The organism is Azohydromonas aeria (assembly GCF_009760915.1).
Lineage (GTDB): Bacteria > Pseudomonadota > Gammaproteobacteria > Burkholderiales > Burkholderiaceae_C > Azohydromonas > Azohydromonas aeria.
In genome coordinates, this window is the sequence record NZ_VIDQ01000085.1 from 1 (window position 1) to 23,687 (window position 23,687).

The window sequence follows — 23,687 nt, forward strand, 5'->3', positions numbered from 1 at the left end:
TCCAGCCGCCGCCGCCTGACGACTTGCCTGCCTGCTTCCATCCTTGTCGCTCCTCATGCGTTACCGATGAGGGCATTGTTCGGATGGCAAGGCCGCGGTGAAGGACGCCGCAGGGCGACCGCTTACGCCTGGCACGAGGAAGCCACCGCGGCGCTGCAGCAGTTGGCCGTTACCGACGGACTGACCGGGCTGCTCAACCGGCGTGGCGCGATGGAACAGGCCGAGCTGGCTTTCGCGATGGCGCGCCGTCACCACGAGCCGCTGGCCGTGATCCTGCTGGACCTGGACCACTTCAAGCGCATCAACGACACGCTGGGCCACGAGACGGGCGACAAGGTGCTGCAACTGACGGCCGAGCAGCTGCGGCTGTCCCTGCGCCAGACTGACCTGAGCTGCCGCTGGGGTGGCGAGGAGTTTCTGGTGGTACTGCGGCACTGCGACCAGAAACAGGCTGTGGAAGTAGATGCAAGACTGCGTACCCTTCTGCAGCGTGCAGGGCAGATGCAGTTGAGCAGCCCAGTGAGCTTCAGCAGCGGGTTAGCACTGTTGCAGGACGCCAATACGGACCTGGATGCGCTCCTGCGTCGAGCCGACACGGCGCTGTATGAGGCCAAGCGGTCCGGCCGCGGCAGATTGTGTATCAGCGCCACGGGTTGACCGGCGCGTCGTGCTCCATCAGCCACCCCGGCCAGCGTGTTTGGCCGAAGCTGGAGGCGCTACAGACCAATGGCTCGTTCAAGCTGCGCAACGACGGGTATAACTCCTAGGTGCACGCCGCCCGCGATGCGCGGCGTCTGCTGTCGTCCTCGAACGGCAACGCCGCGCTTGCTGTGGCGTATGCAGGATGCCGACCGGGCCTGCCGATGCTGGTCGCAGCGCCGGACCACAGGCGAGTGGCCGGAGAGTCTGATGCGGGCTATCGAGACCAACAGAACGTTTCGGTCGGTCTTAACACCTGCGCCCGCAACCACTGTGCATTCGATACCTGATTCAGCTGATCACGCCACATTTTGGCTCTGTGCCCGATAGCGGTCACTGACGTCAAGGTCCGGTCGCACGTAAAGATCTCAAACGAGGAATACGCCACGCTTCACAGCTCAACAATTCCGCTACCTGCACGATAGAGACATTCTGGCCGCCACATTCAACCTCTGTTGCCTCTGGGCGGGCATCCACAAAAACGCAACTTTAAGCCACAGGGCCTCCTGTGAGCCCATCACGCCTTCCATGGTCATGACACTCGCGGCGGCGCCACTCGACCTCGATAGCGCCCAACGTCACGTAGCAACGGTACTAGAGCGCATCAGCGATGCCTTCTTCGCAGTTGATGCCTCCTGGCGCTTCACGTATGTCAACCAGCAGGCAGCCGCCGTGCTGAAGCAACCCGTGGAGGCGCTGCTGGGCTGCGTTGTCTGGACGGTGTTTCCACAGGCCTTGGGCACGGTGTTCGAGGACGAGTACCAGGCTGCGATGAGGCTGCAGCAAGCACGACGCTTTGAGGCTTACTACGAACCCCTGGAACTCTGGGTCGAGGTCAATGCCTACCCCGGTCTTGACGGCCTGTCGGTGTATTTCCGGGATATTTCTGATCGCAAGCGGGACGAGGAGGAGTTGTGGGAGCGCACACGAGCGTTCACCGCGCTGGCGGAGAACTCACCGGACATCATCAGCCGCTTTGACCAGAAACTGCGGTTCGTCTACATCAACGCCGCGGTTCTGCGGGAAACCGGGCTGGTACCCGACCGGTTCCTGGGCCGACGTCCCGACGAAGTGGACATGGGCTTGTGCCCGGTGTGTACGCGCGAATGGATCGAGACACTGGAACAGGTCATGACCGCGGGATGCGCCACTGACATCGTTGTGCAATGCCACGGACTTCATGGAACGCGCTGGTACGAACTCCGTTGTGTGCCCGAGTTCAGCAAGGCCGGTACTGTGGACTCGGTGCTGGCCATTGCGCGCAACGTCACGGCCCAGCACCAAGCTGAGGCAACGTTGCGTGAAAGCGAAGAGCGATTCCGTCTGTTCGTGGAAAACGCCTCGGACTCCCTGGTGCTCGTGGACGAGTGCGCGGTGATGCAGTTCGTGAGCCCCACCATGGAGCGAGACTTCGGATATGCGCCAACGCAGTTGACGAACACCTCAGCCCAGGCCCTGGTCCATCCCGAGGACTGGCCCAAGGCAAAGGCGGCCATAGACGCTGCATTCGCGCAGCCGGGCATGACGCAGATCGCCGAGATCCGTGTACGGGACAGCAGTGGCCGCTGGCGCCCTTGCGAAGCCGTCGGCCGCGTGGCCGACACGGTGTCGAGCATGAGTGGCCTCATCGTCAACCTGCGCGACATGACGCGCTGGCACGAGCTTGAAGCCAACCGCCGTGCCGAGGAAGCGCGCTACAAGGCATTCATCGAGCACGCCCAGGACATCATCTCCGTCATTTCGCCCAGCGGCCACGTGTGCTACGTGAGCCCGGCTGTCGAGCGCGTCCTGGGCCTGCCGCCGCACGAGGTCATCGGGTGCCACGTGTCGGAGCTGGTTCACCCGGAAGACATGGGGCTGGCCCATGACGCCATGGCGGAGGTCTTAAGGGAGCCCGGACGTCAAGTGGAGCTCACGTACCGGTGTCTCGACAGCAACGGCACTTGGCGGACCTTGGAAACCCGAGGCTGGAACCTCGTGCACGAGCCGCAGATCTCAGGAATTGTTCTCAACACGCGCGACGTCACAGAACGGGCACGAAGCGAGGCGGCGTTGCGCGAGAGCGAGGAACGCTTCCGCGCACTGAGCGCCTCCTCGCCGGTAGGCATCTTCATGGCAGATCGGCAGGGTCGGCTGCGCTATGCGAATCCGCGCTTGACACAGACCTGGGGCCGTCCCGAGCACGAAGTGCTGAACGACCGCTGGATTCGTCATGTCCACGCTGCGGACGTGCCGCGCATCTCGCGCGCATGGCACGAAGCGCTGCATTCGGGCAGGGAATGCGAAGCAGACTTCAGAGTGAAGCGCCCCGACGGGTCCATTCGACATGTCAGGGGGCGGTCCGCACCATGGCGAGATGCTCAAGGCGTAGTAGTCGGCTCTGTCGGCACCGTGTGGGACGTGACGGAGCGGGAAGGTCTGGAGCGCGAACTCGCGTTCCGCGCCCATCATGACACGCTCACCGGACTGGAGAACCGCGCCCGGTTCAGGGAAAAGGTGGAGCGAGCCATAGCGCTGCATTGCGCGGAGCAAGGCGACAGCGCCTGGCCTGCCGTGCTGTTCATAGACCTCGACGACTTCAAGACCGTCAACGACTCCCTCGGCCATGAGTTCGGTGACCGGCTGCTCAAGCACGTGGCCATGCGCTTGCGGGAAGCTACCTGCCCGACCGATAGCGTGGCGCGGCTTGGGGGCGACGAGTTTGCCGTACTGATCAAAAACGTGGCACGTGAGGATGACTGCGTGTCCGTGGCCCAAAGGATCGTCGAACTGCTCCGCGAGCCGTTCGAGCTGGAGGGACACGCATTGCGCGTGGGTGCTAGCGTCGGCATCGCAAGGGCGTTGCCTGAGGACACGGCCGACGACCTGCTGCGCAATGCCGATCTGGCGATGTACCGGGCGAAGCACAGCGGCAAGCACAGGCACGAGTGCTTCCAGCTGGAGATGCACCTTGCCGTGCTCGAGCGCCGTCGGCTGGAGGAAGACCTGCACCGTGCGCTGGCCAACAGCGAGTTCCTGCTGCACTTCCAGCCCATCGTGGAGATCTCAACGGGTCGTGTGCGCGGTGCGGAAGCACTGGTACGGTGGCGCCCCACTGCCGCAGCGCTCGTTCCGCCCAACAAGTTCATCCCTGTGGCTGAGGAAACAGGATTGATCGTGCCGCTGGGACGCTGGGTCCTGATCGAAGCGTGTCGGCGTGCCGTGGGGTGGCCCATGGTGGCGGGCGAGCCCCTCACTGTCACTGTCAACGTGTCCGCGCGCCAGCTGGCAGAGCGTGATTTCGCCGAGGACGTTCATCATGCGCTGCTTGCGTCGGGGGTGGCTGCCGAGCGCCTGGTGCTCGAGATCACCGAGAGCGTGCTGATGCAGGACCGCGACACCATGCTGCAGAGGCTGCAGGAACTCAAGGCCATTGGCGTGAAGATCGCCATTGACGACTTCGGGACCGGGTTCTCATCGCTGGCCTACTTGCAGCGCTACCCTGTGGACGTGCTCAAGATTGACAAGTCGTTCGTGGACTCCTTGGAGCGGGGCGGCAAACACGGCGCCATCACTGAAAACATCATCGGGTTGGCCAAGGCACTGGATATGCGCAGCGTTGCGGAGGGCGTTGAAACCGAAGCACAGCGTGCTGAATTGCTCAGGCTGGGTTGTCGCTACGCGCAGGGCTACCTGTTCGCCCGTCCGATGGACCACGAAACATGGATCGACTGGCTGGCCAGTACTGGCCAAGCCACAGACGAGCTTGCGATGCTCGCGGACTCCATGTGATGTTCGGCTTCTCGGCCACCAGCCTGTGTCCAGCGTGAACGCTTCTTCCCCACCCACGACAGACCACCCAGCGCGCACCAAGTCCCGCGCATTTCGCTTGAAGTTGGGTGTTGCCGCCATCGCAGCCGCCATGACCATCAGCGCATCCGTGGCACCGCTGAGCCTGTGGTGGGTCAACGGCATGCGCGAGCAACAGCAGCAGCAGGAGCAGCGGCTGCTGAGCCTGCGTCGTGCGCAGGAGTTGCTGCTGGACGCCGAAACCGGACAGCGCGGCTTCGTCATCACGGGTCGGGAGGAGTTTCTTCAGCCCTACTACGCTGCAATGCAATACCTGCCTGATGAACTGCAGCACCTGGAGCACCGCTATGCCCGGCAAGAGCAAGCACAGCGGGGTATGGTTCAGGTGCTGCTGGGCCAGGCCCGGCTGAAGCTGCAGGAGCTGGCCGAGACCGTGCGGCTGCGGCGTACCGAAGGGTTCACGGCTGTCGAACCCGTTGTCGCCTCGGCGCGCGGCAAGCACCACATGGACGAGGTGCGCCGGATTGCAAGTGATCTCAACGAACGCGGCGCGTTGGAGTTGGCGCAGGCCAATGCCGACTTGCGGTTTCGCATGACATGGGCAGTAGTCTTCTCTGTCGTTAGCACGCTGCTGACGCTGTGCCTGGCTGGCTATCTATTCAAGGTGACTCGCCGCACCATGCAGCAGCGCGAGGTAGCTGCACAGCGTGCACACCGCATCAGCGAGAAGCTCGCATCGGGCATGACGCGGTTGCAGCGGCACAACGAGGAGCTGCGCACCCTCGGCGAGATGTCGCGCGCCATGCAGGCCGACATGACGCTGCTCGAAGAACTCGAAGTGGCAAGCCTGTTCTGTGCCCGGCTGCTGCCTGAAACCTCAGGGGCGATCTACCTTTTTCGCAACTCGGCCGACCAACTGGAGCTGGCGGCCCGCTGGGGAGCAGGGCCGTCGCCTTGTGCCGTCATGGCGCCCAGTGCCTGTTGGGGATTGCGCCTGGGGCAAGTCCATCGCAGCGGCGGAAGTGCTGCTGAACTGCGCTGCCTTCATTGCCATCCCGCACCAGCGAATACGGCAGAGGTCCGGCTCTGTCTGCCCTTGACAGCCTACGGCGAAGTATTGGGCTTGATGCACGTGCAAGGCGTCAGCGCGTCAGTCCAGGATGACGAGACAGCCTCCAGCATGGAGGCCATGGCGCGCGCAATCGCGGAACAGGCGGCGCTGTCGCTGTCCAACGCCAAGCTGCGCCAGACGCTGCGCGACCAGTCGATCAAGGAGCCGCTCACCGGACTGTTCAATCGCCGCTACATGGAAGAGACGCTGCGGCGGGAGTTGCTGCGTGCCCAGCGCAACGACATGTGCGTGAGCGTAGTCATGATGGACCTGGACCACTTCAAAAAAATCAACGACACCTATGGTCACCCCGTAGGCGACGCGGTGCTGTGCCGCGCTGCGCAGTACATCGCGTCCGTCCTGCGGGCAAGCGACGTCGCCTGCCGCTGGGGCGGCGAGGAGTTCGCACTGGTGCTGATGGATTGCGACAGGGACGCGGCGATGGTCAAAGCTCAACAACTGTGTGACGGCCTGCGAAATTTGACTGTCCTGCAAGACGGCCATGCCATCAACGTCACAGCTTCTTTCGGTGTCGCTTCGTCATCGACTGATGCGCAGGAGCCTGAAGGTCTTGTCGCAGCGGCTGACCATGCTCTCTACACGGCCAAGCGTGCGGGACGAGACCGCGTTGCAGCGGCCGTTATCACTCAGTCTCGTGCCATCCCCGAGCACGTACAGGCATAAGCCTCACCAGCTGTGCCTGCGTGACAAAAATCTTGCCCCTGCTCTCAATCCCTCGTGGCGCAACCCGATATCCGGGGTTTCTGTCTTGCATCCCGGAGTTTTCTCTTGCACCCCAACCTGCCCTCCGCTGCTGTTGCGGACGTTGCCCGCCAGGCCGGTCTGCTGGCTGCCCTTGATCAGGTACAGGCGATCATTGAGTTTGACCTTGAAGGTCACGTTGTGCGGGCCAATGAGCGCTTCCTTGCGCGCATGGGCTACAGCGCCGCGGAGTTGTTCGGGCAGCACCACCGCCTGTTCTGTACACCCGACCATGTCCGCAGTGACGACTACCGCATCTTCTGGGAACGGCTGCGTGCCGGCGAGCCAGATGCCGGCGTCTACATGCGGCTTGACAAGCATGGGCGGCCGGTGTGGCTGCAGGCCTCATACACGCCGCTGCGGGACGAGGACGGCCGCCTTATAGGCGTAATCAAGCTTGCCACCGATGTCACGGACGTGCGCCGCATGCAACTCGACTTCGAGGGCAAGATGGCCGCCATCGACGGCGTCATGGCAGTCATTGAGTTCGATCTCGAAGGCCGTGTGCTCAGCGTCAACCAGAACTTCCTGTCCGCGCTTGGCTACACGCGGCAAGAGGTCGTGGGCCAGCATCACCGCCTGTTCTGCGATGCCGGCTACAGCCGCTCGCACGAATACCACCTGTTCTGGCAGCGCCTGGCACGCGGCGAGCCTGACGCTGGCCGCTACCGTCGCGTGGGCAAGACGGGTCAGGACGTATGGATCCAGGCATCCTACAACCCGATCTTCGACGTCAACGGCAAGCCGGCCAAGGTGGTCAAATTCGCCACCGACATCACGGCCGAGATGCAGCGCGCTGCAGAAACCCAGGGGAAGCTCGAAGCCATCGGGCGTTCGCAGGCCGTGATCGAGTTCGACCTGCAGGGCAACGTGCTGACCGCCAACGACAAGTTCCTGCGCACCGTGGGCTATACGCTGGAGGAGATCCGCGGCTGCCACCACGCCATGTTCTGTGACCCCGCGCACGTGCGCACGCAGGCCTATCGTGACTTCTGGGCCGACCTTGGCGAGGGCCGCTTCCAGTCCGGTCGCTTCCAGCGCCTGGGCAAGCACGGTGCAGAAGTCTGGATTCAGGCGACCTACAACCCGATCCTGGACGCTGACGGCAAGCCGTACAAGGTGGTGAAGTTCGCCATGGATATCGGGGCGCAGGTCGAGCGCGAGCGGCAGGTCTCCAGCAAGGTGACCGAAATCTCCGCACTACTGCAGAACTTGACGCGGTCAATTGGCAGCGTGGCCCTCACCACGGAGCGCACGGCCGAGCTGGCGGGCCAGATGCAGCGCCAGGCCGGCGACGGCAGCCAGTTGCTGCAGCGATCGCGCGAGGCCATCACCGAGCTGCGCCAGTCCTCCGACGCGGTGCACGAGATCGTGGACGCCATTGGCGAGATCGCCAGCCAGACTCACCTGCTGGCCTTCAACGCCGCCATCGAGGCCGTGCGTGCCGGAGAGCAGGGCGTGGGCTTCTCGGTAGTGGCCGACGAGGTGCGCAAGCTGGCGGAGAAATCGGCGACCTCGGCGCGCGAGGTCGCCAAGCTCATCAGTCAGAACGTCGCGCGGGTGGCCGAAGGCGGCCGGCTGTCCGAGGAAGTGGATGCGGCGTTCCGGCACATTCAGCAGCAGGTGGACAGCACCACGCAATCCATTGCCGACATCCACGCTGCGATGAGCCAGCAGGCCGCGTCCACCACCGACGTGGCGGCGCTGCTGCAGGATCTGCAGCGCGAGGCAGTGCGCTGATGCGCGGCGGCCGCTACGTTCGGCTACGTGTGGGCGAACACGAGGTGGCTGTTGCGGCCGAGGCAGTGCTGGAGGCAGTGCACGTCGCAAAGTCAGTGCGCCCACTGCCGCGGCGCGGTGGCGTACTGGTCGGCGCCTGCGACAGCCGCTGCGGCGTGGTGCCGCTGCTGGACCTGGCGCGCTGGCTCGACCTGGGCCCCGCTGAGACGCCAGGACAGCAGGCATTAGTGCTGCGCTCGGGTGACCGCGCGGTTGCGGTGCGGGTAAGCGCAATGCACGGCGTGGCCGAGGCGGCGTCCGTGGCCCGACTGCACCATGACGAGGACCCGGCCGAACTGTTCCAGAGCACCGTACGCTGGGTGGACGCAGGGAGCGCTGCGCTACTGGAGGTTCAGCGCCTGATGGCACTGACGCGGGTCTGGTGCGAGGACGCGGGGCTACTCTGGAGCGGCACGGACGCGGCCGGCCATGCCCGCGCGGCGCTGCCCCGGCAGACCCATGGATTGCTGGGCGCAGGTGGGTCGCGCTGGGCCATCCCCTCGCAGCACCTGGTGGAGGTGATACCGGCGCTGCCGCTGGAGTTCGCTTTGCCGCCAGGCTCGCACGCGCGCGGCATCTGCGCTTGGCGCGGACGCAAGCTGGCGGTGCTCGATTTGGCAACGCTGCGCAATGGACCCGGCCGCGTGACGCAAGGCACACTGCTGGCAGTCGTGCTTAGCGGCGACCTGGGCGCTGCCTTCCCCATAGACACGGTGCAGCAGATCGCCCAACTCGACATACCGCCGGAACCCGTTCTGTTCCAGTCCTTGCTGGCGCCCGATGGCGCCGAGGTGCTACGCGTGGATGTGGCACAGCTGTTGGGCCAACTGCCCGAGGCCGAAATCAGCCGCGGCGACCCAGCCGGCCGTCCCGGCGCCAGGGCCGCTGCGACGAGCTCGACTCGAGCGGCCGACGCGGCCTCGTACCTGCTGTTCGAGGCGGACACCACCTATGCCGCGCCAGTGAGTGGCTTGGTACAGGTGATGCCACTTGACGCTGCCGCGGCGGCGCGGCTGCAGCGCGGCGAGGACACGACTGTGCCCTTTCGCGGCCAGCTGGTGCCGTTGCTGGAGCTGCCCTCCTACGGTGGACGGTCGCCCGCAGGCCGCCCGCGCGTGGCGCTGGTGGTAGCGATGCCCGACGGCTGCCTGGCTGCCGTGGCGGTGCAGCGCGTCACCGGCTGGGCTTACGGTGAGACCGTGCATCCCGGCGCCATGCGCGCGGCAGCCTTCGGCGAATTGCAGACCATCACCATCACCCAGGGTGCGCAGCGCACGACGCACATGGTCGTCGAGCTGAGCCAGGTGGCCTACATGTTCGCCTGAGGTTTTCTTCGTCTGTTTCTTTCTGCTTTTCATGACTCCTGCACCGATTCCTGCCCACGACCCCGAGCGAGTGGCGGCGCTGCGCGCGCTGCTCATCCTGGATACACCTGCGGAGGAGCGCTTTGACCGGGTGGTGAAGTTTGCAGCCGACGAATTCGACTGCCCGATCGCACTGGTGAGCCTGGTGGATGAGAATCGCCAGTGGTTCAAGGCCCGTGTCGGCCTCGATGCGTGCGAAACCGGCCGCGATATCTCTTTCTGCGGCCATGCCATCATGGACACCGAGATCTTAGTGATCGAGGATGCAGCTGCCGATGTGCGCTTTGCCAACAATCCATTGGTTACGGGCGCGCCGTTCATCCGCTTCTATGCCGGCGCACCGTTGACCGTGCCGAGTGGGCAGCGGGTGGGCACGCTGTGCCTGATCGACACCCAGCCGCGCCGGCTGGACGAGAGGGACCTGGCGATCCTGGCCTCGCTGCGCGACCTGGTGGCTGAGGAACTGGTGGCGAGTGGAGATGCTCGATGACGGCGCCAATGCCCACCGTGCTGCTGTTCGAGCCGCAATTCGTGCTGCGCCGGACCGTGGCGGCTGCAGCGCGGCACCTCGGCATGGCACAGGTGCACGAGGCAGCGACCTTGCAGGCGGCCGTGAGGATGGCCTCACAACAGCGATACGACTTGGCGATCCTTGCCTTTGACGGCGCATCGATGGCAGAGGTCGAGGCTTTTGCCCGAAGCTGCAACGCCGGCCGCGTCATCGGACTGATTCCGGCCGGTAGCGACACTGTGCCCTGCACAGGCATGTCGTGCACGCTGCGCAAGCCGCTGAAGGTGCGGGAGCTGCTGCAGCACCTCCAGGGGTAAGGCAGGCACCCGATCGTGTCACCGCGCCGATGAACTGCTGAGCTAACCCCTGGGGAACCAGAAGGGTCCAGTTCAAAACAGCACTTCCATCAAAACAGTTTCTTCATCTGATGGGGATGCAGGCAGTCCGCAAGTGCACACCCGTCCTGCTGCGATGCGTTGAAGGGCTTTTGGGCATGAAGGTTCGCGGTGAGCAACTGGACCGGTTGACCTTTTGGTTTGCGATGGCTCAACACGGACCTCTGTTTTGCCGATAGCGCCTTGATGCAGTTTCAGAATTAAGGAGACCGGCTTGTCGTTCGCACATCTGAAGACCCGTACCATGCTGCCGCTGGGCTTTGCCACGGTGTTACTGTTCATGCTGGCACTGACGGCGCTGGGTATGGCCGCCTTGAACGACATAGAGCGCCTTCACAGCCAAGCGCTGGCGCGCGCGCGTGTCGCAGTCGCATTACCCGATACGGCCACCGTCGAGATCAAACGTGAGGTTGCGTCAACGAACCGGCTGATGATGGCGCTGGCCGGTGCCGGGATGCTGGTTGGCTTGGGCTGCGCCGTGGGCCTGGCTCGTGCTATTGAACAGCCGCTCAACCAGGCGGTTTACATCGCCGAAACAGTGGCTGCAGGGGACCTGAGCCAGGAGTTCAAGACCGAGCTGGGTGGCGACTTCGGGCGGCTGCTAGGCGCTCTCGGAAACATGGAGGACACGCTGACGGACTTGGTCACGCGCATCAAGGGCTCCACCGATGCCATTGCCTCAGCGTCTAAGCAGATCGACGGCGGCAACACCGATCTGGCACGCCGCACGGAGCAGCAGGCGGCTTCGCTGCAGCAGACCGCGGCCAGCATGGACCAGCTCACCCAGACTGTGCAGCTCAACGCCGAGCGGGCACGCTCGGGAAGCGGGTTGGCCGCGCATGCCTCACAGGTGGCGGAGCAGGGCGGTGCGGTGATGGAGCAGGTGGTGCAGAGCATGAATTCCATCCATTCCAGCTCGCGCAAGGTATCGGACATCACCGACGTGATCGAGGGCATCGCCTTTCAGACCAACATCCTGGCGCTCAACGCCGCGGTGGAAGCCGCGCGCGCGGGCGAACAGGGGCGCGGCTTCGCGGTGGTGGCGACGGAGGTAAGGCAGCTGGCACAGCGCAGCTCGCAAGCGGCCAAGGAAATCAAGACACTGATCGATGATGCCGTCGGACACGTGGACAGTGGCTCAGCGCTGGTGCGCCAAGCTGGTGGCACGATGGGCGACATCGTTCAGGCGGTGCTGCGTGTCAACGCCATATTAGGTGAGATCTCGGTGGCGCTGGCTGATCAAAGCAGCGGCATCGCACAGGTCAACCAGGCCGTCTCGCACATGGACCAAGTCACTCAGCAGAATGCCGCGTTGGTGCAGCAGGCGACTGCTGTGACCTCTGCCTTGGCTGAGCAGGCCCATGTACTGCAGGGAGTAGTGGACGAATTCAAAATCTGAGCGATTCCGGCGAAGCCTTTACCTGTGCACTTTTGTGAGGCACACCGTCGCCTGACCTTACCCCTGTTTCCTGCCATTATCAGGATTTACCGTAATTTGTAGGCGCTGGATCAGAAATGAACCGTTTCGTGTCAGCTTGCCGATGATGTGCTGAGCCAGTGACTGCGATGTAAGTCGTTAAGCGGGCGGTCAACTTTCAAACCCAAGGCGGCGCACTGCCTTCTCGGCACGGTGGCTCATCCTACCGCCGGCGTCAACAAGTAAGTTCAGCGCTGCGCCTTATGGTGGAACGAGACGCCTGATTCATGCAACGCCATTTGCTTGCGCCTCATAGTTGGCCCTACCGTTTTTAGGTGAACAAGATGGACTCGCAAGATAACCTGACGTGGGCAACGCTGGGGTTTGACCGTCGCCAAGCCACGCGCAAAGCATTTCGCGCTGCGGCCTTGCTGAGACTGTCAGACCAGAGAGTCATCGAGGTACGCACCACTGATATCAGTACAGGAGGCATCGGTCTTGTAACTTCCTGGAACCTGCCCTTGGGCTCCATTTGTGACGTCCGTGTCCGCCCGCCTATACGTTCCGAGGGAATGGATGCCATCCTGGCCCGGGGACGTCTCGTCCACAGTATTCTCAGCGGCAAGGAGCAAGGCTTTCTGATCGGGTTGGAGTTCACCGAAGTACCAATGGCCGTGACTGAAATCATCGAACAGTACTTGAGCATGAAAATATTGTGAATCGATGTGAGCCATGGTTCCCGTATCGTGGTACGGCAAGCTTCAATTCGGGCAATGGCTTATTGGCATCAATTTCAAAATGGGCCACTGTGCGAACCAGGTCGTGTGCCACCACAAATTGCAAGATTGCTTATACCTAAAATGACTTGCAAACCAGCGTCTGACTCAGCACCTCAGCGGCAAATTGACAAAATAAGGCTGATCCTGTCCTGGGGTAATGAAATGGACGCCCCCACTTGAACTGGCTTCAGTGTGCCCGAGGTGGAGGGTAAGGGGACGGCATCTCTGCCGCCCCCTCCCCGAGGAACCGGACATGCGACTTTCACCGCATCCGGCTCGCGCACGCCGCTTCGCAAACGATCACGTCGTTGGTTTCCTCACGAGTGAGGTCAGGGCGCTGAGCTGCAAGCAGCCTCTTCCAAGCTTCCCTGAATCAAACCTCAGACATGGATCTGCGAATGACGCACCTCGCGGAAGTCTGCACCCTTTCAGGTCAGGGCAAAGCTCGAACCCCTATGCGATCCATTACAGACCGCCATTCGCTTTCTCCGCAATCCCATACCCGCTTTCCCAACAGCTTGCCTTACGGCTTACCTGCCGTGCGTCGTTGCCGAAGCCGAGGCAGGAAATCGGGCTTACCACGTTCCTATCCTTGCCAACTCAACTACACGCTGAGTTTTTCCGTTTAGCATCCGTCTATCCTCCGGTGGCTTTCCGACGACGTACCTCTATCTACTACAGCGGTAACCAGCCACACACCATTTTGGTCAGAGCCTGACAGCAGCTTTGGCTCCTTTCTAATTGACGAAGGTTCAATCAACGGTTCACTCTCGTTGTGCATGCGGAATTTGCCTAGCCTTCACACCGCACGGCTGCTGGCAGTGTCGGTCGTCTTTGTCGCCAAAGCGACCGTCATTCGAGAAGTACATTGTCCCCAGAGCTTCACACCCGACGGTTACCCATCGCGCATGTCCAGGTAGGCAACTGCTGGTCGTACAGCAGGTCACGGCGTCATCCTCCTATGGCGAATAACTGTGACAAGGCAAGGATAAGCTTTGCCATCCTCGTACTACATGTCGCTTGACGCGCGACGGACGGCGACACGTGTCGCACAGTAAAAAAGTAGCTACCGGAACCAAGAGGAGCGCCTGTTAGGAAATTGTGGAAGCAGGCTGGGTTGACATAACACCCATTGTCGAGCGAGAGCGCACTGCGCCACAGGGCCTGGGTGTCGGCGCCGACTTAAAATTGGCTCTGACGCAGTCCGTGTAACGCAGGCAGGCCGTCGACTACGCACGCTGAGTGGCGTACAAGCGCTTAATTGGCTCCAACAGTCCAGCCTCGATGACATTGGCGTTGTTGATAAGACTGCCAGTGGTTGTTATCAACGGCAAAGTAGCTTCACACCCCGGATATTTATGCTGCATGACCTGCTCCTGGGCATCATCCGAGGCTTCCCAGAGAAACTCATCGAGGAGGGCACAGGCATGTTGCGTATTCCGTTGAACCGGCTGTCCCAGTCGCTGTGGCGGGGAGCTGCCGCAGCGGCCCTGGCCTTGGCGGCGATGCTGCCGGCACACGCTGCCGGAGGCGGAGCAGGTACCGGGGGCAAGCCGACCGTCTCGGCCAAGACCTACGACTACTACCTCAGTGGCAGTGCGGCGAACATGCCGCCTCCCATGCTGTCTTCGCAACTGCTGGTGCTCATGGGCGGAGGCAACGACGTGGACGAGGCCTTCCGCCAGATGATCGCCAAGGCTCGCGGCGGCCTGGGCGGCAAGGTCGATGTCGTGGTGCTGCGCACCTCGGGCGCCGACGGCTACAACCCCTACTTGGTTGCCATGGACGGCGTGCACTCCGTCGAGACACTGGTGCTCAACAAGCCCGAGGCGGCCAACGACCCGGAAGTCAATCGCATCGTGAGCGGTGCCGACGTGCTGTTCATCGCCGGCGGCGACCAGTCCACCTGCATCGCCAACTGGACCGGCACGCAGCTGCAGCGCACGATCACCGGCCTGCTGGCGCAGCGGCGTATCCCCTTCGGCGGCACGAGCGCCGGCATGGCGGTGCTCGGCGACGTGGACTAGACCGGCGAGAACGGTAGCATGACCTCGGACCAGGCCTTGTCCAACCCCTACGACCGCCGGTTGACGCTGAGCTCGGCTTTCCTGACCGGCTTGCCAGGGCTGCAGGGCGCCGTGACCGACACGCACGTGCGCACGCGGCGGGACCGCATGGGGCGTCTGGTCACGTTCTTGGCGCGCATGGTGCGCGACGGCCTCACGACGCTGGCCGCCACGCGCGGCATCGGGGTGGACGAGGCGACCGCCGTCCTGGTAGACAGCGGCCGCGCCACCGTGGTGGGGGCCAATGCCGCGTACTTCCTGCGGCCGACCATCGAGCCGGCGATCGTGGCGGTCCGTACGCCGCTGGACTTCCGCGCCGTGCAGGTCCACAAGGTCCCGGCTGCGGCAACAGCGGCGAAGGCGGTTGCGATCTTCGACCTTGGACAGTGGGCACGCAGCGACCGCGCCGCACCCTACTACCTTGATGCGCTGGGCGGTGCCCTGACCTCTACACAGGCAGGCGGCAGCGTGTACTGAGCGCCGACGTACTGATGCGGGGCAACCATTTTTGCAATCGACCCCAATACGCTGCGCAACAGTAGTCCTCCGCGCCACAGTTCCTACATGCCGCGCAGTGCATTGCAGCGCCTGTGCATCGCCGTCCCTCAAGTCGTCCCCGCTGCACGATGAATTTCAAGTTCGCCACCACCAAGCAACGGGAGGTACTGAACGAATGTTCTGAAATTTCAAGGACGGCGCTGGCCCTTGTCGGGGGGTGGCTGCTCCGGGCTCGCTGCCTACGATGCCTCACCCACCCGCGCCGCGCACCGCTTGGCTGGAGCCGGCGTGCCGGGCGGACGAGTGAAGGAGAGCAAGCATGCGAAGCATCATTGCCGCCACGCCGGGCGTATTCCTCTTCCTGACCGGGCCGCTGGCCTGGGCCGCCGCCAGCGTACCGACCGTGGTGGCCGGGCCCAGCGTGATTGCCGGCTGCACAGCCGACGCCGCCACGACGCAGCCCGGTACCTACTACCCTGGCAGCCAGGCCGAGCCCTGGGTGGACGGCAATCCGCGAGCCGGCTTCGAGGGCAATTTCGTGGCCGGCTTCCAGCAGGACCGCTGGTCCAACGGCGGCTCGCGCACGCTGGGCTACGCCAGCACCCTCAACGACGGCGCCACCTGGACCGTGGGCGCCATCCCCGGTATCACGCTTTGCACCGGGGGCGAGTTTCAGCGCGCCACCGATCCCTGGGTCAGCTTCTCGCCCGACGGCAGCGTCTACTTCATGACCCTGGCGCTGGACATCACCACGCCGCCCAACCGCAGCGGCGGCGACGGCAAGAACGCCATGCTGGTTAGCAAGTCAATCAATGGTGGCCAGAGCTGGGGGCCGCCGATGACGCTGATCCGCGACGACAACCCGCGTTTCCTCAACGACAAGAACACGATCACCGCCGATCCCGGCGATAGCCGCTACGTCTATGCCGTATGGGGCCGGCTGCAGGCGCCCGTGGGCTCGGTGATCAATCCTGAGAACGCCATTGGACTGGGCTTCAAGGGCCCAGCCACCTTCACGCGCACAACCGATGCCGGCGCCACCTGGGAGCCCGCACGCAAGATCTACGACCCGGGCGCCAACAGCCAGACCATCGGCAACCAGATTGTGGTGCTGCCCGACGGCACGCTGCTCAACGTCTTCAACGAGATCCTGAACTTCAAGAACAGCAACGGCGGCGCGCAGTTCGACTCCAACCTGGCGCTGGTGCGCTCCTTCGACAAGGGCGCCACCTGGACCCGCGGCCCGGCGCTGCGCGGCCCGAAGACGCAGCCGATGTCGCAGGTGCGTGCGTCGAGCGTGATGGACCCGGACGCGCCGGCGGGCACCGTGTCGGCGGTGCGCACCGGCGACATCATTCCGCAGGTGGCCGTCAACCGGCGTGCGGGCACGGCCGGCTACGGGCACCTCTACGCCGTGTGGCAGGACGCCAGCTTCAGCGGCATGCGCTACGACCAGATCGCGTTCTCGCGCTCGACCGACGGTGGGCAGACCTGGTCGGCGCCAATCCGCATCAGCCAGACGCCCACGACCGTTCCCGAGGGCAACCGCCAGGCATTCACGGCCACGGTGCGGGTAGCCAGCGATGGCACCATCGGCGTGAGCTACTACGACTTCCGCTACAACACGCCCGATCCGGCCACGCTGCCTACCGACTATTTCCTGGTGAGCTGCAAGCCCGCGCCCGGCCATGACTGCACACAGGCCGCGCACTGGAGCGGCAGCGAGCAGCGCATCACGCCGCAGCCCTTCGACATGCGTCAGGCGCCGGTGGCACGCGGCTTTTTCTTGGGGGACTACATGGGCCTGGCCGCCGACGCCAACGGCGGCTTCAAGGCGTTGTTCGTGCAGTCGCGCCCGGCAGCCGGCGATGCCGCCGACCTGTTCTTGAGCACGGTGCAGCCGTAAGGAGCGCCATCGCGACGGTGCACGCATCAAATGCCTGCGACGGGCGACCCCGTGGACGACCGCTGGCAAGTGCTTTTCCAGGTTGGCAAAGTGGCTTTCAGCCCGGACCGCATCGCCAAGGACGAACGGCTGGCCTGCCGGGCCCGCATCGATGCGCTGACCAAGCTGCCCAGCCGCATGCTGTTGCTCGGTCGGCTCAGCCTGCAGTTGCAGGCGCGTCGGGCAGGCCCCGACAGGCTGGGTGTGCTGGTGGACACTGAGCGCTTCAGCGTCGTCAACGACACGCATGGGCCGCCACGCGGGAGACGTGGCGCTGCGCTCGTTCGTCATCAGCTGTACGCCAGAAGCGTCGATTCAAACCGGCTCACGTAGCCCGCGATCAACGCCGCCCGGTCCTGTCCGTTGATGATGCGGCGCGCGTTCAGGTTGTCGGTAGCCCTCGTCGTCGATGTAGCGAGCGAGCGAACGGCCCGTGAACACGCCGTTTTGCATCCCCTCGGACATGACGCGGTACGCGATGCCAAAATCGAGCGCCCGCTCGGGGTAGATTTCAAGGACCCGGCTGATGCCGAGCCGCATCCCCATCGCGAGGTAGTTCTCGCGCCACGTGAGCTGGCCAAGGCCGTGCCCGTAGTAGGTATTGCGTACCGAGTTCCCTGCTTCGTCGGACACCGTCTCCGCGGGGCCGTAGGCGCGTCCCGCGCCTTTCCTGAATTGCCGCGTGGCCGCGCACTCGTGCTTCACCGTGGCCAGCATGTAGGCGCCCCAGCGCAGGTTGCTACGGCCATGTCCGCCGGGAGGGTGTGCAGGAGCCCGCTCGGGCCGTTGCGCTGCGCGGGCGTGAGCACACTGCAGGCCGCGGCAGCGGACGCGATAGACAACCCCAGGCGCGCGAATCTGCGCCGAGGTGGTGCGCAGGTACTGGAGCCGGCGCCGGCGTGGTGCAGCCCTGCCATGACTTCCAACTACTTCGCCTGCCAGGCCGAGCTGTACCCGTGCTGGACCTGCCGGCATCCGCGCCTCTCGCCCGTGGTGGGCCAGCCCGAGCACGGCCGCGCCTTCTGGGAGCACGAACTTGACGCTGACGATGACCTGCTCCAGCTATGACGCAGACCGCCTGACTCCCGGTGCTGACGTCCACAAGGCCGAACGCGCAAAAAAAGCCCCGGCACGGGGGCTTAATCAGATTTGGGACGTAGAAGCTGCGGCCGGCGAGGAAACCAGCCGCGTCGGCATTCTGCGCAGCGATTGCGGCTGCAGCCGCCAATGGCAACGTAAGCTTACGTTTGATGCACAGTCACCGATGCCAGGACGCGCCTCATCTCGCGGCCCTGGCAGCGACGATCCCGGCACAGCCCATTCCAGCGAGGCCAGCCCATGACTATCTGCCTCCCCAACCGGCCTGGCCGCTGCGGCTACGGCCCGAACCTGCCCGTGGCCACATCGACGTGCAGCAGATCGACGGCGGCACCGGCTTCACCGTGACGCACACTGTAGATGGCGAGACGTGGTTCCCGCTCGAAGCGCGAGGCAACCTGGCCTGGTTGACGTGGCCCCGTGCCGGCTTGATTCTGAGCGTCAGCCTCTGCGAAGCACCTGGGTAGCATCGCCCCGCACCGGCTGAGGAAGCTGGCGAACAGGGAGCGCCCGATGGAGCTGGACGAGACGCCCAAGGACCGGGCGGCACGGCGCGTCATTGAGGCAGAGCGCCGGTTGGTCGCGCAATTCGACTGGATAGCCGAGATGACCCGCATGGGATACGACACGGCGAGCGAGTGGGATGCGCTGCAAGGCATGTGCAACGCCATCCGGCAGGCTCGCGCAGAGCTGGATGGGTTGCTGCTGGACCAGGACGAGAACTGAGCCGGCGCTGCTGGCCCGCCAGGGCGGCCAGGACGCCCTGGCATCGCCGGATGACCGCGCGACACCATCGAGGCCGCGACAGGCCACCAGGAGGCGATTGCAGCCTCAGGGCAACCCATCGGAGGGTGGCAAGGGCTCGGAGGAGCGCACTTGTTTCACGGACACATCACCGTGAAACAGCTTACCGGCAGCATGCGCTCAGGGGAAAAAAACGATGGAATCGAAGGAATCGCTACTGGCAGTGGCGCGCCGGCGCGTGGCAGAAGCAGAAGCGCGGGTGAAAGAACAGGCCACCCGAGTCTCGGATGCCGCCCGTTGGGGCCATGACATCACGCAGCCCAAGGCCGTGCTCGATGTCTTTGAAGGAACGCTGCGCTTCCTGCAGGAGGACTTGACCCGCCTGGAGGCTTCAGAGGCAGCGCAGCGCCAGCCGTAGCGCGCGGTATCTCCCAGGCGCAGCGGCAGCCATCCACGGAAACGGTGGACAACTTGAGGGACAACCAGCTCGGCGCAGACCTAAGTCCTTGTCGCATGGGGAATTAGCGTCACTGCTCAAAAAAAATGCAGTTCACCGGCGCCAATCTGGTGGTGCAGCTACCTTGCCGTCTGTGGGTGCGGGACAGGCTCGCCTCGGGCCTGCAGGCATCACCATGGCCAATGTGTTCTCCGGGATGCCGTGAATACGTCCTGGGCCTCATGGCGGCCTGTGCAGGCCACCAGTGCCCGCCCGGGGAGCTGTGGGTACGCCCTGAAGCCGGCAGGTGCAGGACTTGCCGCGCTGGCTGCATGGACCGCCACGATGAACTGATCCGTTTGCGCGCCATGCGTGATCTGCTGGAGACACGCCTGCTGGTGCTCGGGCGGGCGATTGAGGAGCAGCGCCAACATGGGGTTGCTGTTGCCGATCTGGTCAATCGCACGGAGACCCTGCTCGTCAGGCTCAAGCTGGTGAACAGCAAGCTGGCCGACATACGCGGCCGCGCGGCTGCAACGTAGCCCGGCCGGCTCAGACCAGCACCGCGCCCCAATGGGGCCAATCCTGAGCGGGCTTCACCGTGGGCACCCACGCTGCCGCCCCATGGCGCTGTTCCAGGTCAACCACGTCGGGTTGTCCCGCTCGTCAAGAGGAAGCCACCTCACACCGTCGATCACGCGCGTCACGGTGAAGCCGGGTGCCGCCGTCGAGCGACATGCGCGTCGATATCGCCGACGGGCAGGTTCGGGCCAAAGGCGTAGCGGCCAGGCCGTTCGGGAAGGTGGATGGTCATGCGGCGTGCCCTGCTGGGATGGCGTGCGCCGGGATCATCGTCGGCCAGCAGCTCCAGCGCCGGGAGTCAGGCAGCGACAGCGTTGCTGATAGCGATGCCCGACGCACGGTTGATTCTGCATTCACGGCAGCCCTGCACCGGCGTGGTCCTTGAAGAGCTCGGCGCTGCGCACGTAGCCGCGCACGGTGTCGAAGCTGCGGTGGCGGCTGACCTCCACGAGCTTGAGCACCCCGGCGCCGGCCTCGGCCGCGCTGGTCAGGACCCCCGCGTGCAGCAAGTGGCCCGAGAAGTTCTAGGCCCTGAAGCCGGTGCGCTCGGCGTAGTCCTTGACGATGTCGGTCACTGCCCGGTCCGACAGCGCTTACTGGCCTACACAGCCTCTCTTGCGCACGCGGCGCAGCGCCGGCCCCATGGTGATGGCTGCGGCCTGCAGCCAAGCCCGCACCGCTGCGACGGGACAGTACACCTCGCCGCGCGCGATGCGATGGCTTGGCCGGCGCCATCCTAGTCGGTCTTGGAACGCAGGATCGTGGCCTTCAGGCCCTGCGGCAACACCTCCAAGTCCTCCACCTGCAGCGCGCGGTCGCGTCGGCCCTGCAGCGTGGGCCGTGGACAGCCGCAGCATCTCCACCAGGCGCAGCGACGTGGCCAGCGCCTTGCGCGCGGGCGCTACGCCGAGCTGGCAGCGGATGCCCTTGAGCGCGGCCGTCATCAGCATCGAGCGCATGGGCGACTCGGCCTGCGCCGAGGCGTGGCGGAAGTGGATGGGCGCGGCGCGCCGGCGGATAGTGGCTACCTTCACGCCGGCGTCGGCCTGCGCAGTCGGAAAGGCCACCGCGCCGCGACCGCCAGCAAGAGGAGTTATCAAACTATACAAATTAGAGACCTTGGCAATTTCTAGCATCCAGGTCCGCCAGCGCAAAGCCTCTGTATCGGTGTAGGTCTGGGATGTGGGGAACCGCTCATGCATCGATCGTGGTCATACCATCACTGCAATGGCCAAGCCTAAAGAAACGATTTCGATCCGCCGCCTCGGCGTGACGCAACCCGCCCTGGTGGCGCCGACCATGCGCGAGCTGCTCGGCGACGAGCAAGACGAGCTGTTCCAGCGCTTCATGGACAGCGTCCACGACTACGCCATCTTCCTGCTGACTCCCGAAGGCATAGTCGCTTCCTGGAACGTCGGCGCCCAGCGCATCAAGGGCTACCGCGCCGAAGAGATCATCGGCCGGCATTTTTCCGTCTTCTACCCGCAGGAGGCGCTCGATCGTCAATTGCCCGCACACGGGCTTCGCACCGCCGTGCAGCAAGGGCAGTGGCGGGACGAGGGCTGGCGGCTGCGCAAGGACGGCAGCCGCTTCTGGGCCCACGTGCTCATTTCCCCGCTGCTGGGGCCTAATGGCGAGGTGCTGGGCTTTTCCAAGGTCACTCGCGACATGACGGAAAAGCGCGAGAGCGAGCAGCGCCTGGTGCAGAGCGAGCGCAACCTGCGACTGCTGGTGGAGACGGTTCAGGATTACGCCATCTTCTCGCTGGACTGCCACGGCGTCATCACTAGCTGGAATCGCGGTGCGCAGCGCATCAAGGGCTACACCGCCCAGGAAGCGATTGGCAAGCATTTCTCAGTGTTCTATGAGCCGCCGGACGTGGCGCGTGGCTGGCCGCAGGAAGAGCTGGCGCACGCCGCTGAGCAGGGAAGGTTTGAGGACGAAGGCTGGCGCTTGCGCAAGGACGGCACCCGCTTCTGGGCCAACGTCGTCATCACCGCCATCAAGGACGAGCACGGCCAGCTGCTGGGCTTCTCGAAAGTCACTCGGGACCTGACGGAGCGGCGCCGCCACGAAGAGCAGTTGCGCGAGCGCGAGGAGAGCTTGCGCCTGCTGGTCGAGGGCGTCAGGGACCATGCCATGTTCCTGCTCGATGCCCAGGGCCGGATCAAGGCATGGAACGAGGGCGGCCAGCGCCTGCTGGGCTACGACAGCAGCCAGGTTCTAGAGCAGGATGTCTCCATGTTCTACCCGGAGGAAGACCGCTTGGCCGGCAAGCCCAAGGCCGAGCTGTCTTCGGCCCAGAGCGCTGGGCATCTGCTGGTCGAGGGCTGGCGCCAGCGCGCCGATGGCACCAGATTCTGGGCCGAGGTCACGACGACACGGCTGGACGGCGACGGTGCGACGCCGCGCGGCTTCATCCGTATCGTCCGGGATCTGACCGAGCGCCGCCGCGCCGAGACGCTGGAGATGGAAGGACGGCGGCTGAGCGAATTCATCGCGGTCCTCTCGCACGAGTTGCGCAATCCCCTGGCGCCCATTCGCAACGCGGTGGCCATACTGGACCGATTCACCAACGACGAGCCGCAGGCCCGCTGGTGCCTGGACCTGCTGGGTCGACAGATCGGACACATGACCCGCCTGGTGGACGACCTGCTCGACGTCAGCCGCATTACCAGCGGCAAGCTCCGGCTGGAGCCCGTGGCGCTGGAGCTCAACACGCTGGTGCGCATGGCGGTCGAGTCCGCCGGTGCCATGGTCAGGCAGCGCGGGCACTCGCTGTCTGTTCAACTGGCGCCGGTGCCGATCCAGATCATGGGCGACACCACGCGGCTGACGCAGGTCGTGGCAAACCTGCTGGCCAATGCCGCCAAGTACACGCCGGCACCAGGGTGCGTTGACGTCAGCGTCAGGCAAGACGGGGAAGTCGCCACGATGCAGGTGAGCGATAACGGCATGGGCATGAGCGAATCCCTGCTGCAGCGGGCGTTCAAACCTTTTGTGCAAGGCGTGCGCGCCCTTGACCGCTCCGAAGGGGGATTGGGCGTCGGTCTGGCACTGGTGAAGAACATCGTCGAGCTCCACGGCGGCAGCGTCAGTGCGGGAAGCGCCGGGCTCGGTAAGGGAACGACCATTACCGTGACCTTGCCGGTTCAGAAGCAAGCAGCCGCAGAAGCCTCAGCGACTGCGCAAACCGTCGTTCCAAGCCCGCGGCGCGTGCTCGTTGTCGATGATCACCGTGATGCCGCCGAGAGCCTGGCGTTGCTGCTGCGCATGTCGGGGCATGATGTGGAGGTGGCGCAAGACGGGCCGATGGCGCTGCGCACGGCAGCGGCTTTTCGACCTAACGTTGTTTTGCTCGACATCGGTCTTCCTGGAATGGACGGCTACGAGCTGGCACGCCGCATTCGGGAGTTGCCGAAACTGGGCGGTGTACGGCTCATCGCCGTGACGGGACATGGACAGCAGGCAGACCGCCAAGCGGCTGCCGCCGCAGGCTTGCACTCGTTCATCACCAAGCCAGTCGAACCAGAGGAACTTGCACGCCTGCTGAGTCCCGTTTGACAGCCGGCACACCGACTCCCGACAACCTGTCTCTTGCGGGCCAGATCGGCAACCCAGTCAGCCTGTACCTTCGCCAGCGCCTCTACTTCAACCACACGGCGATGTGCAACCACCAACGCCGATTCGTTCGGGTCCGTTGTTCGGGCTC

The 23,687-nt window shown here is 64.5% G+C and carries 22 protein-coding genes; 19 read left to right on the forward strand and 3 right to left on the reverse strand.

All coding sequences use genetic code 11. The annotated features are described in order from the left end of the window. From FJ694_RS30670 to FJ694_RS30730, 13 genes are all read left to right on the forward strand, one after another. Positions 1–657, forward strand: a 657-nt coding sequence (locus FJ694_RS30670; RefSeq protein WP_232540303.1) for a GGDEF domain-containing protein, incomplete at its 5' end; no start/stop codon positions are given. A 570-nt stretch (positions 658–1,227) separates the two neighbouring features. Then, positions 1,228–4,470 (forward strand): PAS domain S-box protein, encoded by a 3,243-nt coding sequence (locus tag FJ694_RS30675; protein ID WP_157271336.1) that lies wholly within the window; start codon positions 1,228–1,230, stop codon positions 4,468–4,470. A 130-nt stretch (positions 4,471–4,600) separates the two neighbouring features. Next, positions 4,601–6,283: a diguanylate cyclase gene (locus FJ694_RS30680; RefSeq protein ID WP_157271337.1), complete on the forward strand. Its 1,683-nt coding sequence runs from the start codon at positions 4,601–4,603 to the stop codon at positions 6,281–6,283. Between the two features lie 105 nt (positions 6,284–6,388). Further along, positions 6,389–8,101 (forward strand): methyl-accepting chemotaxis protein, encoded by a 1,713-nt coding sequence (locus FJ694_RS30685; protein WP_157271338.1) that lies wholly within the window; start codon positions 6,389–6,391, stop codon positions 8,099–8,101. Continuing rightward, positions 8,101–9,465, forward strand: a complete 1,365-nt coding sequence (locus FJ694_RS30690; protein WP_157271339.1) for a chemotaxis protein CheW — start codon at positions 8,101–8,103, stop codon at positions 9,463–9,465. The genes FJ694_RS30685 and FJ694_RS30690 overlap by 1 nt, the downstream gene beginning before the upstream one ends. Positions 9,466–9,496: 31 nt before the next feature. Further along, on the forward strand, positions 9,497–9,994 hold the full coding sequence (locus FJ694_RS30695; RefSeq protein ID WP_157271340.1) for a GAF domain-containing protein: 498 nt from the start codon (positions 9,497–9,499) through the stop codon (positions 9,992–9,994). 8 nt (positions 9,995–10,002) lie between these two features. Continuing rightward, positions 10,003–10,332: a response regulator gene (locus FJ694_RS30700; protein WP_157271341.1), complete on the forward strand. Its 330-nt coding sequence runs from the start codon at positions 10,003–10,005 to the stop codon at positions 10,330–10,332. A gap of 292 nt (positions 10,333–10,624) precedes the next feature. Then, a complete protein-coding gene (locus tag FJ694_RS30705) occupies positions 10,625–11,809 on the forward strand; it encodes a methyl-accepting chemotaxis protein (protein ID WP_232540304.1) in 1,185 nt (394 codons plus the stop codon). A 362-nt stretch (positions 11,810–12,171) separates the two neighbouring features. Next, positions 12,172–12,546 (forward strand): PilZ domain-containing protein, encoded by a 375-nt coding sequence (locus tag FJ694_RS30710; RefSeq protein ID WP_157271342.1) that lies wholly within the window; start codon positions 12,172–12,174, stop codon positions 12,544–12,546. 1,487 nt (positions 12,547–14,033) lie between these two features. Then, a complete protein-coding gene (locus FJ694_RS30715; protein ID WP_157271343.1) occupies positions 14,034–14,633 on the forward strand; it encodes a Type 1 glutamine amidotransferase-like domain-containing protein in 600 nt (199 codons plus the stop codon). A gap of 18 nt (positions 14,634–14,651) precedes the next feature. Beyond that, entirely contained in the window at positions 14,652–15,149 is a 498-nt protein-coding gene (locus FJ694_RS30720; RefSeq protein ID WP_157271344.1) for a type 1 glutamine amidotransferase family protein, read from the forward strand. Positions 15,150–15,489: 340 nt separating this feature from the next. Beyond that, the gene (locus tag FJ694_RS30725) at positions 15,490–17,076 is read left to right on the forward strand and encodes a sialidase family protein (RefSeq protein WP_157271345.1); all 1,587 of its coding nucleotides are present in this window, start codon (positions 15,490–15,492) and stop codon (positions 17,074–17,076) included. Between the two features lie 51 nt (positions 17,077–17,127). Further along, positions 17,128–17,448, forward strand: a complete 321-nt coding sequence (locus tag FJ694_RS30730; protein ID WP_157271346.1) for a diguanylate cyclase domain-containing protein — start codon at positions 17,128–17,130, stop codon at positions 17,446–17,448. Here FJ694_RS30730 and FJ694_RS30735 read toward each other — a convergent pair. Next, positions 17,431–17,832, reverse strand: coding sequence for a hypothetical protein (locus FJ694_RS30735; protein ID WP_157271347.1), 402 nt, complete (start codon positions 17,830–17,832; stop codon positions 17,431–17,433). The genes FJ694_RS30730 and FJ694_RS30735 overlap by 18 nt on opposite strands. A 198-nt stretch (positions 17,833–18,030) precedes the next feature. Between FJ694_RS30735 and FJ694_RS30740 the strand changes: the two genes are divergently transcribed. From FJ694_RS30740 to FJ694_RS30760, 5 genes are all read left to right on the forward strand, one after another. Continuing rightward, a complete protein-coding gene (locus FJ694_RS30740; RefSeq protein ID WP_157271348.1) occupies positions 18,031–18,183 on the forward strand; it encodes a hypothetical protein in 153 nt (50 codons plus the stop codon). Next, positions 18,152–18,457, forward strand: a complete 306-nt coding sequence (locus FJ694_RS30745; RefSeq protein ID WP_157271349.1) for a hypothetical protein — start codon at positions 18,152–18,154, stop codon at positions 18,455–18,457. The genes FJ694_RS30740 and FJ694_RS30745 overlap by 32 nt, the downstream gene beginning before the upstream one ends. Before the next feature lie 269 nt (positions 18,458–18,726). After that, on the forward strand, positions 18,727–18,939 hold the full coding sequence (locus FJ694_RS30750; protein ID WP_157271350.1) for a hypothetical protein: 213 nt from the start codon (positions 18,727–18,729) through the stop codon (positions 18,937–18,939). A 214-nt stretch (positions 18,940–19,153) separates the two neighbouring features. Beyond that, positions 19,154–19,375, forward strand: a complete 222-nt coding sequence (locus tag FJ694_RS30755) for a hypothetical protein (protein ID WP_157271351.1) — start codon at positions 19,154–19,156, stop codon at positions 19,373–19,375. A 350-nt stretch (positions 19,376–19,725) separates the two neighbouring features. After that, the gene (locus tag FJ694_RS30760; protein ID WP_157271352.1) at positions 19,726–19,935 is read left to right on the forward strand and encodes a hypothetical protein; all 210 of its coding nucleotides are present in this window, start codon (positions 19,726–19,728) and stop codon (positions 19,933–19,935) included. Positions 19,936–20,328: 393 nt separating this feature from the next. Here the strand turns inward: FJ694_RS30760 and FJ694_RS36875 are convergent, their stop codons facing one another. Next, positions 20,329–20,484 carry a site-specific integrase gene (locus FJ694_RS36875; RefSeq protein ID WP_198321085.1) on the reverse strand — a complete coding sequence of 52 codons (156 nt, stop codon included), beginning with the start codon at positions 20,482–20,484 and terminating at the stop codon, positions 20,329–20,331. Between the two features lie 84 nt (positions 20,485–20,568). Further along, a complete protein-coding gene (locus tag FJ694_RS30765; RefSeq protein ID WP_198321086.1) occupies positions 20,569–21,009 on the reverse strand; it encodes a site-specific integrase in 441 nt (146 codons plus the stop codon). A 265-nt stretch (positions 21,010–21,274) separates the two neighbouring features. On the opposite strand from FJ694_RS30765, the gene FJ694_RS30770 reads away from it, so the two are divergent. Beyond that, the gene (locus FJ694_RS30770) at positions 21,275–23,539 is read left to right on the forward strand and encodes a hybrid sensor histidine kinase/response regulator (RefSeq protein WP_445661322.1); all 2,265 of its coding nucleotides are present in this window, start codon (positions 21,275–21,277) and stop codon (positions 23,537–23,539) included. The last annotated feature ends 148 nt before the right edge of the window (positions 23,540–23,687 follow it).

What these genes read in the sequence shown, in the direction of transcription:
- FJ694_RS30675 (WP_157271336.1), top strand. Translation starts at nt 1,228, where the DNA reads ATGGTCATGACACTCGCGGCGGCGCCACTCGACCTCGATAGCGCCCAA.
- FJ694_RS30680 (WP_157271337.1), top strand. Translation starts at nt 4,601, where the DNA reads ATGACCATCAGCGCATCCGTGGCACCGCTGAGCCTGTGGTGGGTCAAC.
- FJ694_RS30690 (WP_157271339.1), top strand. Translation starts at nt 8,101, where the DNA reads ATGCGCGGCGGCCGCTACGTTCGGCTACGTGTGGGCGAACACGAGGTG.
- FJ694_RS30695 (WP_157271340.1), top strand. Translation starts at nt 9,497, where the DNA reads ATGACTCCTGCACCGATTCCTGCCCACGACCCCGAGCGAGTGGCGGCG.
- FJ694_RS30700 (WP_157271341.1), top strand. Translation starts at nt 10,003, where the DNA reads ATGCCCACCGTGCTGCTGTTCGAGCCGCAATTCGTGCTGCGCCGGACC.
- FJ694_RS30710 (WP_157271342.1), top strand. Translation starts at nt 12,172, where the DNA reads ATGGACTCGCAAGATAACCTGACGTGGGCAACGCTGGGGTTTGACCGT.
- FJ694_RS30715 (WP_157271343.1), top strand. Translation starts at nt 14,034, where the DNA reads ATGTTGCGTATTCCGTTGAACCGGCTGTCCCAGTCGCTGTGGCGGGGA.
- FJ694_RS30720 (WP_157271344.1), top strand. Translation starts at nt 14,652, where the DNA reads ATGACCTCGGACCAGGCCTTGTCCAACCCCTACGACCGCCGGTTGACG.
- FJ694_RS30725 (WP_157271345.1), top strand. Translation starts at nt 15,490, where the DNA reads ATGCGAAGCATCATTGCCGCCACGCCGGGCGTATTCCTCTTCCTGACC.
- FJ694_RS30735 (WP_157271347.1), bottom strand. Translation starts at nt 17,832, where the DNA reads ATGCTGGCCACGGTGAAGCACGAGTGCGCGGCCACGCGGCAATTCAGG.
- FJ694_RS30740 (WP_157271348.1), top strand. Translation starts at nt 18,031, where the DNA reads ATGACTTCCAACTACTTCGCCTGCCAGGCCGAGCTGTACCCGTGCTGG.
- FJ694_RS30750 (WP_157271350.1), top strand. Translation starts at nt 18,727, where the DNA reads ATGGAGCTGGACGAGACGCCCAAGGACCGGGCGGCACGGCGCGTCATT.
- FJ694_RS30755 (WP_157271351.1), top strand. Translation starts at nt 19,154, where the DNA reads ATGGAATCGAAGGAATCGCTACTGGCAGTGGCGCGCCGGCGCGTGGCA.
- FJ694_RS30760 (WP_157271352.1), top strand. Translation starts at nt 19,726, where the DNA reads ATGGACCGCCACGATGAACTGATCCGTTTGCGCGCCATGCGTGATCTG.
- FJ694_RS30770 (WP_445661322.1), top strand. Translation starts at nt 21,275, where the DNA reads ATGCGCGAGCTGCTCGGCGACGAGCAAGACGAGCTGTTCCAGCGCTTC.